The following is a 15,379-nucleotide window of genomic DNA, read 5'->3' as shown; positions in this document are numbered from 1 at the left end:
TTCTTCATGAAAGTAATTTTAAGTGGATGCAATGGAAAAATGGGTAGAGTTTTAGTAAAACTAATCTCCCAAGAAAAAGATATGGAAATTATAGCTGGAATCGACATGAATCATGAAAGATACGAAAATTCATTCCCTGTCTATGAAAAAGCTGAATTCTGTAAAGAAAAAGCTGATGTACTCATTGATTTTTCTCATCACAGTGCATTAGCAGATGTTTTAGCATATAGCGTAAAAACAAAAACTCCTTTGGTTGTAGCAACTACAGGACTTAGTGGAGAAGATTTAAAAAGTCTTATGGAATCTTCTAACAATATCCCTATATTCCAAACAGGAAATATGTCCTTAGGGGTTAATGTTCTTACGAATTTAGCTAAATCCGCAGCTACTGGATTAAGAGATTTTGATATTGAAATTATTGAAAAGCATCACAATCAAAAAGTAGATGCCCCTAGTGGTACTGCTTACTTAATTGCTAATGGCATTAATGAATCTTTTAATAATGAAAAAGAATTTATCTATGGCAGATATGGCCGCAGTGAAAAAAGGAAAGATACTGAAATAGGCATCCATGCTATTCGTGGAGGTAATATTGTTGGAGAACATACAGTTATTTTCGCAGGACCTGATGAAATAATAGAAATCAAGCATACAGCCCTTTCTAAAGATATATTTGGTTTAGGTGCAATAAAAGCCGCAAGGTTTTTAAATGCACAAAAAAATGGTTTCTATAACATGAATGATTTATTAAAATAACTGAAATGATAATAGAAAGAGAAAGGACTGATTTTACTAATGACTACAGAAAAAAATTCAACCAATGCAAACATAGATTTGACAAACCCTTATGAAATTGCAAAATTTATTAAGCATGTAAAAAAATCTACTCCTGTAAAAGTTTATGTAAACGGTGATCTTAGTGATGCGCCAACTACAAATATGAAAAAATTTGGTCAAGATAACTTTTGGGTAATCTTTGGTGAGCATAGTGAAGTATTAGATTACTTATCAGAACATGAAAATATAATCAATTATTACGAAATAGAAAATGATCGAAGAAACTCTGCTATTCCTATGCTTGATCTAAAAGAAATCAATGCACGTATTGAACCTGGTGCCATCATAAGAGATCGTGTGAAAATAGGAAAAAACGCCGTTATCATGATGGGAGCTGTCATTAATATCGGTTCTGAAGTCGGAGAAGGTACTATGATTGATATGAACGCAGTCCTTGGAGCTCGTGCTACCATCGGCAAAAACGCCCATGTAGGTGCAGGGGCTGTTATTGCAGGTGTATTAGAGCCCCCTAGTGCAACTCCAGTTATCGTAGAAGATGATGTACTAATCGGTGCTAATGCAGTAATCTTAGAAGGAGTATGTATAGGAAAAGGAGCCGTTGTTGCTGCTGGAGCTATCGTTACAAAGGATGTTCCTGCTGGATGCGTTGTTGCTGGCTCTCCTGCAAAAGTTATCAAGGAAAAAGACGAAAAAACTGCAGATAAGACACAATTATTAGATGATCTAAGAGGTTAAAAAATAAAAGCTGAGGAAATTTCCTCAGCTTTATTTTTTAGAAAGAAAATTGATCTTTTTTAGGGAATAATCCAAAAAGTCCTCCTGTATGAATAAACAAGATATTTTTACACTCCTTTAAATTTCCTCTTTTAATCTCTTCTACCAAACCATACATGGCTTTTCCTGTATAAACAGGATCTAATATAAGCCCCTCTAGTTTGGCTAATTCATGGATAAACCTTAGCTCTTCAGGACGGCTCAAAGCATACCCAACTCCTACATATCCATCTATCATATTTATTTCTTCTTTAGAGAATTTTATAGGCTTATTTGTATACTCAAAACTTTCATGAAGTATATTAAATATAGCTTCTTTAAAATAATTAGCATCATCACATACATTCACACCAAATATTTTTGCATTATTTTCACTTACTTCATTTGCATAAAAGAGTCCTGCATAAGTCCCTCCAGAACCCACAGCTGTAACAATAGCATCAAATTTTATCCCCATTTCCTCTTCTTGCTTTAAAATTTCCTCCATAGCATGATAATACCCAAAAGTACCAATACCATTAGAAGCTCCCTCTGGTATAATATATGCCTTATGTCCTTTTTTATCTAATTCAGCTTTTACTTCTTTCATAATATCCATTCTATGATCTCTATATTCATCAGCAGTAATAAATCGAATTTGTGCACCTAATACTTGATCTAAAAAGCAATTTCCCTCTACCTTCTTTTCTCCCTTACTTCTAAGGACTAAAAATGAATTGATCCCTAGTTTTGCAGCAACAGCAGCAGTAGCTCTTGCATGATTAGATTGAATCCCTCCACAAGTAATCAGATAGTCGCAACCTTGATTTAGTGCTTCTTTCACAGTATACTCTAACTTTCTTACTTTGTTTCCAGAAATTTCGGTTCCCGTTTGATCATCTCTTTTTATGTATATTTCATGTCCCTCTAATTTTTGAGACAACCGTTCTAGTTTTTCAATCTTTGTAGGTAAATTTGCAATTTTTATTTTAGCAGGTAATTTCATTATAACTCATTCCCCTTTATCATAGTTTATTATCGCTATACATCCAGTATATACCATTCACTTTTCATTTTCCAATTGAGCAAAGCCGAAGTATAATACTTCAGCTTTTATTCTCTTCTATGAACTTCATTAATCTATATTTTTTCAGTGATTCTTTATTGTGCATGTGCACCCAATCTCTGCTTCATCCAATCTTTTCCTTCTACCAATCTAGTAACCATCATAGATGCTACTGCATCTCCAGATGCATTGATCATCGTAGCAATTGGATCTACTAAAAATCCGATTGTAGCTATAATAGGAAATGCTTCTGCTGGAAATCCATACATATTTACAATAAGCATTTCTCCTATAAGTCCACCTCCTGGTACTCCTGACATAACTACTCCACCTAATACAGATAACAGGATTGCACTAACATATGTTCCCATCCCTTCAAATGGCATATCAAATATTCCGAACATAAAAGATATCTTTAGTATAGAACTAAGACATGTACCATCCATATGCATAGTAGCACCTATTGGAAGTACAATTTCTCTAATATCTTTTGGTACCCCCATCTTCTCAGTAGCTTCTAAATTAACAGGTAATGTTGCAATACTACTTTGAGTTGCTAGTGCTGTTATGGCAGGAGATATAATATTTTTAAAGCATGTAGTAACACCTTGTTTTCCTCCTGCAAAATAAGTGTATGCAGTAAAAGCTATAATAAAATATAGAATACATACAGGATAATAAATTAGCATAGCATGTGCATAAGAACCTAATAATTCCGGACCAAATTCTCCTATCAAGGAAGCGAAGTAAGCACCTAAACCTATGGGCGCATAGTACATCAGTAAAGATACCATTTTTAAAAATACATCTGATAATGCATTGAGTCCATTAGCGATTATTTTTCCTTTTTCTCCAATCATATTGATACATAATCCAAAGATAATAGAGAATATAATTAACGGTAACATATTTTTTCTAGAGATTAAATCAGGGAAATCCTTTACCGTCAAGGCTGATACAATTTGATCGGCTGTTTCAAAAGGTTCTATAGCTTGAGTAGCCTGTAATTTCAGGTTAACACCTTCTGCTGGTGGGAATACATTCACTACAACAATCATTATAAAAGCAGCAATCAAACCAGTTATGGCAAATGTTAAAAATAAGTTTCCTAATATTTTACCAAGTCTTTTTAAATTAGCCATATTCGATACAGCACTACTTATTGAAAGAAAAACTAAAGGTACTACAATGGTAAACATACCATTTAAAAACAAATCCCCTAAAGGTTTAAATATACTTGCTTTTTCCCCCATTTGAATTCCTATTAAACTACCAAGCACAATCCCTGTTAACAGGATAATAGGAAATCTATATGCTTTCCAAATACTTTGCTTTTGTTTTGTCGTCATTTGTACATCCTCCTATCATTTTCATTGAATATATTATTTATTCTTACTTGATTAAAGATGTACCCCTTTTGTTATGTATTGTAAACCGACATTAAAATCAAACCCCTAAAAATTCACAAATTCTCCAACGCAAATAGTCGTAGCTTTCCCTTTCATAAAAACTTCAAAGTTATCTTGTATTTCTACTTCTATTACACCACCTTCAGCTTGAACCTTCACTTTATGATCAAGCTTATTCAAAATATTGCCTAAAACTACACTTGAACAGCATCCAGTTCCACAAGCTAAGGTTCTTCCTGCGCCTCTTTCCCAAGTATACACATGAATATGACTTCTATCTTTTACCTCAACAAAATTTACATTTGTCTTTTTAGGAAAAATTGAATGTTTTTCCATTTTAGATCCTAATCCATTAATATCTATAGCATTTATATCCTCCACAAAAATAACCGTATGAGGTACTCCTAAAAATACAGTAGAAAATACGACTTCTTTTCCATCTATTTCAACACACTTTTCGATTACCTTTTCACCTTCACACACAACAGGTATTTCTTTTGGTTCAAATACAGGCTTACTCATTTTTACTTTTACAAACTTCACTTCTTTATTCTCTACTTCAAGCCATATATTTTGAATCCCTGCTAAAGTTTCTACAGTAAAAGTCTCTTTATTTACAATCTTATTATCATATACAAATTTAGAAAAACACCTTATTCCATTTCCACACATTTCACCTTGAGAACCATCTGAATTAAAATAAATCATCTTCACATCTGCTATATCACTTTTTTCAACAACCATTATGCCATCTCCACCTACACTGAAGTGTCGATGACATACCTGTAAAGCCAGTTTTCCATAGTCATCAATTTTTTCTTCTAGACCATTGAATAGCACAAAATCATTTCCTGCTCCATGCATTTTAGTAAATTTCATCATACATCCTCCTTTAATTATCTTTATGCTATTATTATACTGTCTTTACAGCTCATTTTTTAATAAATCTTCATAAGTTTCTCTTTTTACTATAATTCTATCCTCCCCTTCTTTGACCATTACAACTGCAGGTCTTGGTATTTTATTATAATTACTTGCCATAGAGTAATTATATGCACCCGTACTCTTAACTGCTAGAATATCTCCTGATTCAAGCATTGGTACTTTTAAATCATATCTTAAAATATCTCCTGATTCGCAGCACTTTCCTGCTATTGTCACTAAACTATTTTTTTCTTGATCCATTTTATTGGCTACAACTGCTTCGTATTTTGCATCATAAAGAGCCGGTCTTGGGTTATCAGGTAATCCTCCATTAATTCCTACATACGTTCTCACACCAGGGATCTCCTTAATAGACCCTACTGTATATAGAGTAATTCCTGCTTCTCCTACCATCCATCTTCCTGGTTCAATGATTACTTGTGGCATATAAAGACCCAATTCACCACATTCTTCTTTAATGGTATTCATCACAGCATCTGTAAAATACTTCAAAGGCTTTGGCTCATCTCCTTCTACATAATAAATTCCAAATCCTCCACCTGTATTTAATTCCTTTGTAATGAATCCTACTTTTTCTTTCATATCTTTCATTAATTCCACTAATATTTTCACAGCTTTTATATGAGATGCATTGTCAAAAAGTTGTGATCCTACGTGAAAATGAAATCCCATTAATTCAATATTTGATGCATCCATAGCCCTTCTTATAGCTTCATTGATAATATTCCCTTTAAGAGGTATACCAAATTTAGAATCTACTTGTCCTGTACTAATATACTTATGAGTATGACTATCTACCCCAGGCGTAATTCTAAATAAAATTTTCATTGTCTTTCCAAAAGCTTGTGCTACACTATTTAATAACTCTAATTCATATAAATTATCAACAACCATTCTTCCCACATTGTTTTTTACTGCTAATTCTATTTCATCTATGGTTTTATTATTTCCATGGAATATTACTTTTTCCATTGGAAATCCTGCCTTTATAGCAGTATATAATTCTCCACCTGAAACAACATCTATTCCAAGACCTTCTCTTTCTATAATTCTACACATCTCTAATGTTAAAAAAGCTTTGCTTGCATAAACAGCCCTAGTGTTTTCATATTTCCCTAAAAAATCTTTTCTTACTTCTTTGCATCTTTCGCATATATAGTCTTCCGACATGACATAAAGAGGGGTTCCATATTTTTTAGCTAAGTTTACAGTATCGCATCCTCCGAAGTAAAAATTACTACCAATGACCTCTGTTCCTTTCATTACTTCAACTCCTTAATCATTTTGTATTTATTCAGGTAATCATATTAAAAGCAATATTCATGCCATTGTAAAAAAATATTTTCCTCTGTCTAATTTATTTTTTGAAAAACAAAACTATTTTATCAAGAAAATCTACAAGCCCATTGAAAATACAAGTATTTATCTGTTTTTTATTATGAAAATTTATTTTTTTTTGACGACTATTTTCCCAAGTATATTTAAATTTTCTTGAAATTTATATTAAATACTATACTTTCAAAATTACAAACAGTTCGTTTTTGCGAACTATTCTAGCCACAAACAGGCTATATCCACCTTATATTTGTAGATAAATTCATCACGCTCCGTATTTTCCGTTTTTTAGAACCGCTTTCCGTTTTTTTGAATTTATCTCATTGCACAATTCCATACTAATTGATAAAATTACGTAAATTACTTATACGATTACAATACTTATGCCATCACAAAATCCTCATCCTGCCACACTTTTGTATAACAAATAAAAAACCAGGCTTTATGATCTTTTTATTCATTGATATCATAATCATAAAAAAAAAGGGAATGTCTCAAATCATCAAACTTGAGACACCCCTTTTTTTTAAAAAGAAAATTGATCTTGTTTAGGAAACAACCCAAAAAGTCCTCCTGTATGAATAAATAAAATATTTTTATAATCTTTTAGATTCCCTTTCTTAATTTCTTCTACTAAACCATACATAGCTTTTCCTGTATAAACAGGATCTAATATTACCCCTTCTAATTTAGCTAATTCATAAATAAATTTTAACTCTTCTGGACGACTCAAAGCATACCCTTTTCCTACATATCCATCTATAATATTGATTTCTTCTTTGGTAAATTCTATAGGTTGATTAGTATACTGAAAACTTTCATGAAGTATATTTTCGATTGCTTCTTTAAAATGTTGAGCATCATCGCATACATTCACACCAAATATTTTAGCACTATTTTTATTTATTTTATTTCCATAAAACAGCCCTGCATAAGTACCGCCAGAACCAACAGCTGTTACAATGGCATCAAACTTTATCCCCTTTTCCTTTTCTTGATTTAAAATTTCTTCCATGGCGTTATAATATCCAAATGTCCCAATTCCATTAGAAGCTCCTTCTGGTATAATATACGCCTTATGCCCTTTTCTATCTAATTCAGCTTTTACTTCTTTCATAATATCCATTCTATGGTTGCTATATTCATCAGCCGTGATGAAACGAAGCTGTGCACCTAATACTTGATCTAAAAAACAATTACCTTCTACCTTCTTCTCTCCCTTGTTTCTAAGAACTAAGAATGAATTAATACCAAGTTTTGCCGCAACAGCAGCCGTAGCTCTCGCATGATTAGATTGAACCCCTCCACAAGTAATTAAATAATCACAACCTTGATTCAGCGCCTCTTTCACACTATACTCTAATTTCCTCACTTTATTTCCTGCAATTTCAGTCCCCGTTTGATCATCTCTTTTTATATAAATTTCATGCCCTTCTAAACTTTTTGATAATCTTTCTAATTTTTCAATTTTTGTAGGTAAGTTTGCAATCTCTATTTTAGCAGGTACTTTCATCATACATCATTCCCCTTTATCCTAATTTTATTATCCTGACACATCCAAGTATATATCATTTATCAAATAGCCATCACTCTAAAGTAAAATTTTTCCGTTTTTTATTTTACTGTATATGAGGAGTTATATTTTGTTTCATCCAATTCTTTCCTTCTACTAATCTAGTAACCATCATAGATGCTACTGCATCTCCAGATGCATTGATCATCGTAGCCATTGGATCTACTAAAAATCCAATTGTAGCTATAATAGGAAATGCTTCTGCTGGGAATCCATACATATTTACAATAAGCATCTCTCCTATAAGTCCGCCTCCTGGTACTCCTGACATAACTACTCCTCCTAATACGGATAATAGGATTGCACTAACATACGTACCTACCCCTTCAAATGGAATATCAAATATTCCAAACATAAAAGATATCTTTAATATAGAGCTAAGACATGTACCATCCATATGCATAGTAGCACCTATTGGAAGCACAATTTCTCTAATATCTTTTGGAACACCCATCTTCTCAGTAGCTTCTAAATTAACAGGTAATGTTGCAATACTACTTTGAGTTGCTAGTGCAGTTATAGCAGGAGATATAATATTTTTAAAGCATGTAGTAACACCTTTTTTCCCTCCTGCAAAATAAGTGTATGCAGTAAAAGCTATGATAAAATATAGAATACATACAGGATAATAAATTAGCATAGCGTGTGCATAAGAACCTAATAATTCCGGACCAAATTCTCCTATTAAGGAAGCGAAGTAAGCACCTAAACCTATGGGCGCATAATACATCAGTAAAGATACCATTTTTAGGAATACATCTGATAATGCATGGAGTCCATTAGCAATTATTTTTCCTTTTTCTCCAATCATATTGATACATAATCCAAAGATAATAGAAAATATAATTAAGGGTAACATATTTTGTCTAGAGATTAAATCAGGGAAATCCTTTACCGTCAAGGCTGATACAATTTGATCAGCTGTTTCAAAAGGTTCTATAGCTTCAGCAGCCTGTAATTTAAGATTGACACCTTCTGCTGGTGGAAATACATTCACTACAACAATCATTATAAAAGCAGCAATCAAACCAGTTATGGCAAATGTTAAAAATAAGTTTCCTAATATTTTCCCAAGTCTTTTTAGATTAGCCATATTCGATACAGCACTACTTATTGAAAGAAAAACCAAAGGTACTACAATGGTAAACATACCATTTAAGAATAAATCTCCTAAAGGCTTAAATATACTTGCTTTTTCCCCCATTTGAAGGCCTATTAAACTGCCCAACACAATCCCTGTTAACAGGATAATAGGAAATCTATATGCTTTCCAAATACTTTGCTTTTGTTTTGTTGTCATTTGTACATCCTCCTATCATTATTATATTCTTTTTATCATTTATTCTTGTATTATTAAGATGCACCCCTTGTATTACGTAAAATAAAACCATTCTATAAGCAAACCTTTGCCTGTGGCTTCTCTTTTAAATTTATTTTTGAAAAAGCAAAAATACTTTTACTCATACTCTACATAAAACCATTGAAAGCAACAGTCTTTATTTATTTTTCTAATTTATTTACAGCCCCTTCAATTTTTTTCAACGCTTCTTCTAAAATACTTCTTGGACAAGCTACATTCATTCTCATATAATCTTTCCCATCATCGCCAAATCCAATTCCACTGTTTAATGCAACCTCAGCTTGGTTGATAAAAAAACTTGATAGTTCATCATCTTCCATTCCTAACTCTTTACAATCTAACCATAATAAATAAGTTCCATCTGGTTTATTAATCTTAATTTTAGGAATTCTTTCCTTACAATAATTGATTACATATTCAATGTTTTTTTCTATATAATCTAATAATTGTTCCAGCCACTCTTCACCATACTTATACGCAGCCTCTACTGCTACTAGACTAAAACAATTGTTTCTTCTTATATCTAATATTCCTAAAATTTCATCAACTTTATCATATTCACACTTATTAGGAATAACCACAAAAGAAGCTTGTAACCCTGCAATATTAAATGTTTTTGTAGCAGATAAACAGGTGATCGAATGCTTGCAAAATTCTTCTGATATTGATGCAAAAGGTGTATAACGTTTTCCGCCAAACACTAATTCTCCATGAATTTCATCGGAAATCACTTTTACATTGTTTTTAATACATATTTCTCCTAATCTTATTAATTCTTCTTTTGTCCACACCCTTCCCCCTGGATTATGTGGGTTACAAAGAATTAAAAATTTCACTTTCTCATCAATTACTTTTTTCTCTAGATCTTCATAATCTATTACATAAATTCCATTTACTTTTTTTAATGGATTTTTTACTAATTTTCTATTATTTTTCTCAACTACTTCAAAGAAAGGATGATATACAGGTGTTTGTATAATAATTTTATCACCAGGCTGTGTCACCTCTCTTACAATTAAACTCAAAGAACTAACTACTGCAGGACTATGGATAATCCATTCTTTCTTAATGTTAAAACCATGTCTTTTTCTATACCACTCACAAAACGCTTCATAATATGAATCTGGTCTTGAAGTATATCCATAAATCCCTTGCTCTGCTCTATCCTTAATGGCATCAATAATAGGTTTTGCTGACATAAAATCCATATCAGCAACCCATAAAGCAGTTAAATCATCTCGTCCAAATTTCTTTCCTAATTCATCATATTTTGCAGAAAAGTTATTTTCTCTATTTATTACTGCGTCAAAATTATATTGCATAATATCTCTCCTTGTATACTATTAAATTTCATAATCAAAAGAGTTTTACAATGTTTTACAATCACTATAAACTTAAATAAGTGCTATTACTTCAATTTCAACTAATGCATCTTTAGGTAATCTTGCTACTTCCACTGCACTTCTAGCAGGATAAGCATCTGTAAAAAATTCGCTGTACACTTCATTCATTTTTGCAAAATTATTCATATCACTTAAAAATACAGTCGTCTTTACTACTTTGCTCATATCACTTCCTGCTTCTTTAATGATTGCCTCTACATTTTTTAAAGATTGTCTTGTTTGTTCCTCAATAGTTTGTGGCATAACTCCAGTATTAGGATCTATTGGTAGTTGTCCTGATGTATAAACTAAATTATTAATTTTTATAGCTTGTGAATATGGACCTATGGCTCCAGGGGCATTCTTTGTTGTAATCACTTCTTTTTTCATTTTAATCCCTCCAAAATAGTTTTTTGTTACTAAATTGTCTACATTGTAAAACTCGATCATATATTACGATATATTTGCAATTTCTATGCCAACGCAGAACCTTCATTTTATCACAAAATATTGTATTACAAACAACAAAACCGGGTTATATGGTTTTGCTAATTTCCCCATTTATCCCGGTTTAAGTAATTGAATATCTTTATTCCAAATTTCGTTATCTGTGTACCACCTCTCCCGTTTGATAACACAACCATATTATATTCTTCTAGCACTAAAAGTATTTTTCTTATTTCACCTTCTGACAGAAAAATTCCTTTTTCTTTAGCAATCTTTACAATACTTCTTCTTCCTATTCTTGTTCTCTGTTGAAAACTATTTTCTAAACAATCTAAAACAAATATATATTCATTCTCTTTAATATTTATCTCTTTTTTAAATTTTAAAATCTTCTCTTTTTCAAAATCATCTAGTTTTATGACTTCTTTTTTATTTCTTATGACTTTAGGCAAATCTAAAAATTGTATGATGCTTTTATCTAAATGGGCAAGATACTCCACATAATTTTTTAGTTCTCTCAAGTTTCCATCCCACGAATAATTTTCAAATGCTTTTTGAGCTTCTTCGCTTAAACTAAATTCTACCCCAATTTTCTTTTTCATATATTCACACAAAAGTATGATATCTTCTTTTCTTTCTCTTAAAGGTATAATTTCTAAAGGTAATACATTTAATCGATAGTATAAATCTTTTCTAAACTTTCCTTGATCTACTAATTCTCTTAAATTTTTATTCGTTGCTGCAATAATCCTTGTATCTATTTTAATTACAGAATCACCGCCAATTCTCATTACTTCTCTCTCTTGGATGACCCTAAGCAATCTTGCTTGTAAGTTTAATGCCATTTCTCCTATTTCATCTAAAAATAGAGTTCCGCTATGGGCTAACTCAAATAGCCCTAACTTTCCACCTTTTTTTGCTCCTGTAAAAGCCCCTTCTTCATATCCAAACAATTCACTTTCTAATAAGCTCTCTGGTAATGCTGCACAATTTATTGCTACAAACTGATACGCTTTTCTCTTAGAATCATTATGTATGGCTTGCGCAAACAATTCTTTTCCTGTTCCGCTCTCTCCTGTAATTAATACAGAACTATCTGATTTAGCCATTCTTTCGGCAACTCTTTTTATTTCTATGATAGCTTTACTCTCTCCAATAATATCCTCAAAGCTGTATTTTGCTCTATGACCTTTTCCTCGTAATTGTGCCCTAAGCTTATGTTGCTTTTTCTCCTTTTCTTCAAATCGATTCATAATCACTAAGGCCCCTGTAATTTTTCCTATTGTAATAACAGGCACTATTGTAATCGTTATATCTTGACCTTTTATTTTAATAAGCTTATTTTCTATAGGCTTCGAGCTATATAAAACCTCCTTAAAAGGAATTTGAGAAACTAAGCTTGATAGATCCCTTCCTAAAATTTCCCCTTTATATTCTATAATCTCTTGCGCCTTTTTATTACATGCATATACAGTTCCTTTTATATCTATTACTATAATGCCATCCTCCATAACATTTAACAAACTATGAAGTCGACTCTCTAAAGTATTCGCCTTTCCTAATAAAGCTGTTATTCCTTCCCTAGGGGTCATTAAATTTTCAAAGTGATCTATAAAATGCTTTTCTTGTAGTAAATACTCCATATTTAGTTTCATAGCAATATTAACCATTGTATTTATATCTAACACTCTATGACCAATATCAATAACTTTTTTTACAGAATCAGGAACACATTGGGGTTCTCCTGGTGTAACAGCAACATCTAAATTAGGTGTATTCATAACCCCTGGATATACTGGTACAAACTCTACATGATCTATTCCTATTTGATCCAACAGGGCAATTGTTTCAAAGGTCATTTCTGCACTATAATTTACTAGCATAGCTTTTGTTCCTTCATTTATTTCCATTATTTTTTTATATTGATCTTTTGTAATTGTACTACTAAGAATAACTACTTTCGCTTTTGGGCATATATATTTTTTAACAGCTACATATATGGAATACAAAGACACAACCACTACATCTGCATTTATAATTTCAGTAATGTGATCCATATCATAGGAATAACAAGCAATTTCTATATCTTTTCCAAATAACTTTTTTAAATGCTCTGAATGAAGCTTAGCAACACTTTCAAAAAACGTAATGATCACTACCTTTTTTGTCATTACATTACTCCTTTCATTTATAAACCAAAAGCCAACAGCTTAATAGCTATTGGCTTTATTATTAATCAACAAAAGCAAAAACATAAGGAACGTTTCTATAATAATCTCCATAATTCAATCCATACCCTACAATGAACTTATCAGGGATAGTAAATCCAACATAATCTGCTTCAAGTTCTGTTTTTCTTCTTGATGGCTTATCTAATAATACACAACATTTAATGCTAGCTGGATTTTTAGCCTTTAAATGCTCTAATACAAATTCCATTGTAAGACCTGTATCAGCAATATCATCAATCACTAAAACATCATAATCTTTAAGATCCATATTTAAATCATGCACTACCTTTACATGTCCTGAAGTTTCTTCCCCATGTCCATAACTTGAAGTTGTCATAAATTCAATTCTAACAGGTGCATCGATTTCCCTTACTAAATCAGCAGCAAAAATAAAACTCCCCTTTAATAAAGATACAGCTAATATTTTTTTGCCTTCATAATCCTTGGCTATTTGCTTTCCTAATTCTTTTACTCTATTTTGAATATCTTCTCTAGAAAAGAGAAGTTCTTTTCTCTTGTTTTCTATACTCATATTCTGCTTCGCCTCCAGTTTCAATCAGTATCCTTTATAAGTCAATATTCTAATCTATATCCTTTGCTTTGTCAATTATTATAACTATTTCATCAAATTTTATTTATTTTTATTGTTTTAGGAAGCTTGCATATTTTTCATTACTTTTAATATAACATCATCTGTGATACTCATTCCTTCTTTAGATAATGTTCCTAAATTTTTTATTGTCTCCTCAGCCGTTTCTGCAACAATGCCATTCTTAGCAGGTACAATATTATTACTCAATGCCAAGATGGCCGACTGAACAGCTGTAGCCGCTGAAGTAGAAAGTTTTAATGCACATCCTACCTTTGCACCGTCACAAATCATACCACTAACATTGGCAAGCATATTTTTTATGGTACCTTCTATTTGTGTATCATTGCCTCCCATTAGCCAGGCAATAGCCACACTTGCACCTGTTGCTGCTGCAACACCACAACCACAAAGGGCAGATAATCTTCCTATATAATATTTAATATAACTATTCATAATATGACTAATAGCTAATGCTTTTGCTAACCTTTCATCCTCTACCTTAAATTTGTTTTTATAGGCTACAATAGGAAGAATTGCCGTTAATCCATTATTCCCACTTCCATTGCTACTCATTACAGACATACTGATTCCAGACATTCTTGCATCTGATGCGGCAGCAGTAAGCATCATAGCATAATTCATTAAATCATTCGATAATACTCCCTTTTTCATATTTTCAGATAGGCTAAAACCCACACCCATTCCCATCTTTTGCTTTAATCCTTCCAAAGCTATCTCTTCATTCATTTTAAAACCTTCCATCATAAAGGCAATTTCTTCATAAGGTATTTTTTCTATCTCCTTAATAAGATCATTTATTTTCAAAGTATATAATAAATTGATCGTATCCTTTCCCTTTTCACTAGCGTCCTTTTCCGCTAATACAACTTCTCCATTCCTTTCCAAATAAGTAAACCGATTATGTTTTCCTTTTATAATGCTCTTACTGCTTCCTTGATCTGTATATAGTTTTACTTCCACATAAATTTTTTCTTTCGTATCCTTAATTCCTAGTATAAATTTTCCACTTTCTAATAACTCGTTTGCTAAAATAACATCCTTTTCTTGGATCCCGTCTAAAACCTGCAACTCTTTTTCACTTTTTCCTCCAATAAATCCTAAAGCTGCTGCAATATGAAGTCCTACTTCATTAGTATTTGGAATTCCTACACTTAAACCATTTTTATATATATTAGGACTCACATAAACCTCTGCCTTTTCTATATCATTAAAAGCTATTAATTCTTTTGCCTTTGCACAAGCTAATGCTACTGCCACTGGTTCCGTACATCCCATAGCTGGCACAACTTCTCTCTTTAATGTTTCAACAATAAGATTTCTCAATTTCATAGGAAATCCTCCTTCTTTTTAAGATTCTATAAAGAGAGAATTGCAAAATTTATGCCAAAAATAAACGTTGAAATTCCAATATATTTATAATTTGTTTTCTCATTTTGAGATAAACAAACGCAAAACAGTCTTAAAATG

At 31.8% G+C, this 15,379-nt stretch carries 13 protein-coding genes; 2 read left to right on the top strand and 11 right to left on the bottom strand.

The genetic code is table 11. The annotated features are described in order from the left end of the window. The first annotated feature begins 6 nt into the window (after positions 1-6). Together dapB and dapD are read left to right on the top strand one after the other, a co-directional pair. Positions 7-756 (top strand): 4-hydroxy-tetrahydrodipicolinate reductase, encoded by a 750-nt coding sequence (gene dapB / locus K7H06_RS04580; RefSeq protein ID WP_223038772.1) that lies wholly within the window; start codon positions 7-9, stop codon positions 754-756. A gap of 39 nt (positions 757-795) precedes the next feature. Further along, the gene (gene dapD, locus K7H06_RS04575) at positions 796-1,533 is read left to right on the top strand and encodes a 2,3,4,5-tetrahydropyridine-2,6-dicarboxylate N-acetyltransferase (protein WP_223038771.1); all 738 of its coding nucleotides are present in this window, start codon (positions 796-798) and stop codon (positions 1,531-1,533) included. Between the two features lie 37 nt (positions 1,534-1,570). Here dapD and K7H06_RS04570 read toward each other — a convergent pair whose 3' ends face one another. The 11 genes from K7H06_RS04570 to K7H06_RS04520 all read right to left on the bottom strand — a co-directional run bounded on the left by K7H06_RS04570 (position 1,571) and on the right by K7H06_RS04520 (position 15,241). Beyond that, on the bottom strand, positions 1,571-2,557 hold the full coding sequence (locus tag K7H06_RS04570; RefSeq protein ID WP_343216811.1) for a D-cysteine desulfhydrase family protein: 987 nt from the start codon (positions 2,555-2,557) through the stop codon (positions 1,571-1,573). 155 nt (positions 2,558-2,712) lie between these two features. Next, a complete protein-coding gene (locus K7H06_RS04565; RefSeq protein ID WP_223038770.1) occupies positions 2,713-3,966 on the bottom strand; it encodes a dicarboxylate/amino acid:cation symporter in 1,254 nt (417 codons plus the stop codon). 105 nt (positions 3,967-4,071) lie between these two features. Continuing rightward, positions 4,072-4,905, bottom strand: a complete 834-nt coding sequence (gene dapF / locus K7H06_RS04560; RefSeq protein ID WP_223038769.1) for a diaminopimelate epimerase — start codon at positions 4,903-4,905, stop codon at positions 4,072-4,074. Between the two features lie 45 nt (positions 4,906-4,950). Continuing rightward, positions 4,951-6,234, bottom strand: coding sequence for a diaminopimelate decarboxylase (gene lysA, locus K7H06_RS04555; RefSeq protein WP_223038768.1), 1,284 nt, complete (start codon positions 6,232-6,234; stop codon positions 4,951-4,953). A 598-nt stretch (positions 6,235-6,832) separates the two neighbouring features. Beyond that, entirely contained in the window at positions 6,833-7,822 is a 990-nt protein-coding gene (locus tag K7H06_RS04550; RefSeq protein ID WP_223038767.1) for a D-cysteine desulfhydrase family protein, read from the bottom strand. Between the two features lie 103 nt (positions 7,823-7,925). Next, positions 7,926-9,179, bottom strand: coding sequence for a dicarboxylate/amino acid:cation symporter (locus K7H06_RS04545; RefSeq protein ID WP_223038766.1), 1,254 nt, complete (start codon positions 9,177-9,179; stop codon positions 7,926-7,928). Between the two features lie 200 nt (positions 9,180-9,379). After that, on the bottom strand, positions 9,380-10,561 hold the full coding sequence (locus K7H06_RS04540) for a MalY/PatB family protein (RefSeq protein ID WP_223038765.1): 1,182 nt from the start codon (positions 10,559-10,561) through the stop codon (positions 9,380-9,382). A 72-nt stretch (positions 10,562-10,633) separates the two neighbouring features. After that, positions 10,634-11,011 carry a RidA family protein gene (locus K7H06_RS04535; RefSeq protein ID WP_223038764.1) on the bottom strand — a complete coding sequence of 126 codons (378 nt, stop codon included), beginning with the start codon at positions 11,009-11,011 and terminating at the stop codon, positions 10,634-10,636. 158 nt (positions 11,012-11,169) lie between these two features. Continuing rightward, positions 11,170-13,239 (bottom strand): sigma-54 interaction domain-containing protein, encoded by a 2,070-nt coding sequence (locus tag K7H06_RS04530; protein ID WP_223038763.1) that lies wholly within the window; start codon positions 13,237-13,239, stop codon positions 11,170-11,172. Positions 13,240-13,300: 61 nt separating this feature from the next. Next, complete coding sequence (hpt, locus tag K7H06_RS04525; RefSeq protein ID WP_343216823.1) at positions 13,301-13,825, bottom strand: hypoxanthine phosphoribosyltransferase; 525 nt, start codon at positions 13,823-13,825, stop codon at positions 13,301-13,303. A gap of 123 nt (positions 13,826-13,948) precedes the next feature. Continuing rightward, positions 13,949-15,241, bottom strand: coding sequence for an L-cysteine desulfidase family protein (locus K7H06_RS04520; RefSeq protein ID WP_223038761.1), 1,293 nt, complete (start codon positions 15,239-15,241; stop codon positions 13,949-13,951). Positions 15,242-15,379: the final 138 nt, after the last annotated feature.

Source organism: Crassaminicella profunda (assembly GCF_019884785.1).
GTDB classification, from domain to species: domain Bacteria; phylum Bacillota; class Clostridia; order Peptostreptococcales; family Thermotaleaceae; genus Crassaminicella; species Crassaminicella profunda.
The sequence above is the reverse complement of the archived record's forward strand: the minus strand, read 5'-3'. Positions and strand labels throughout refer to the sequence as shown.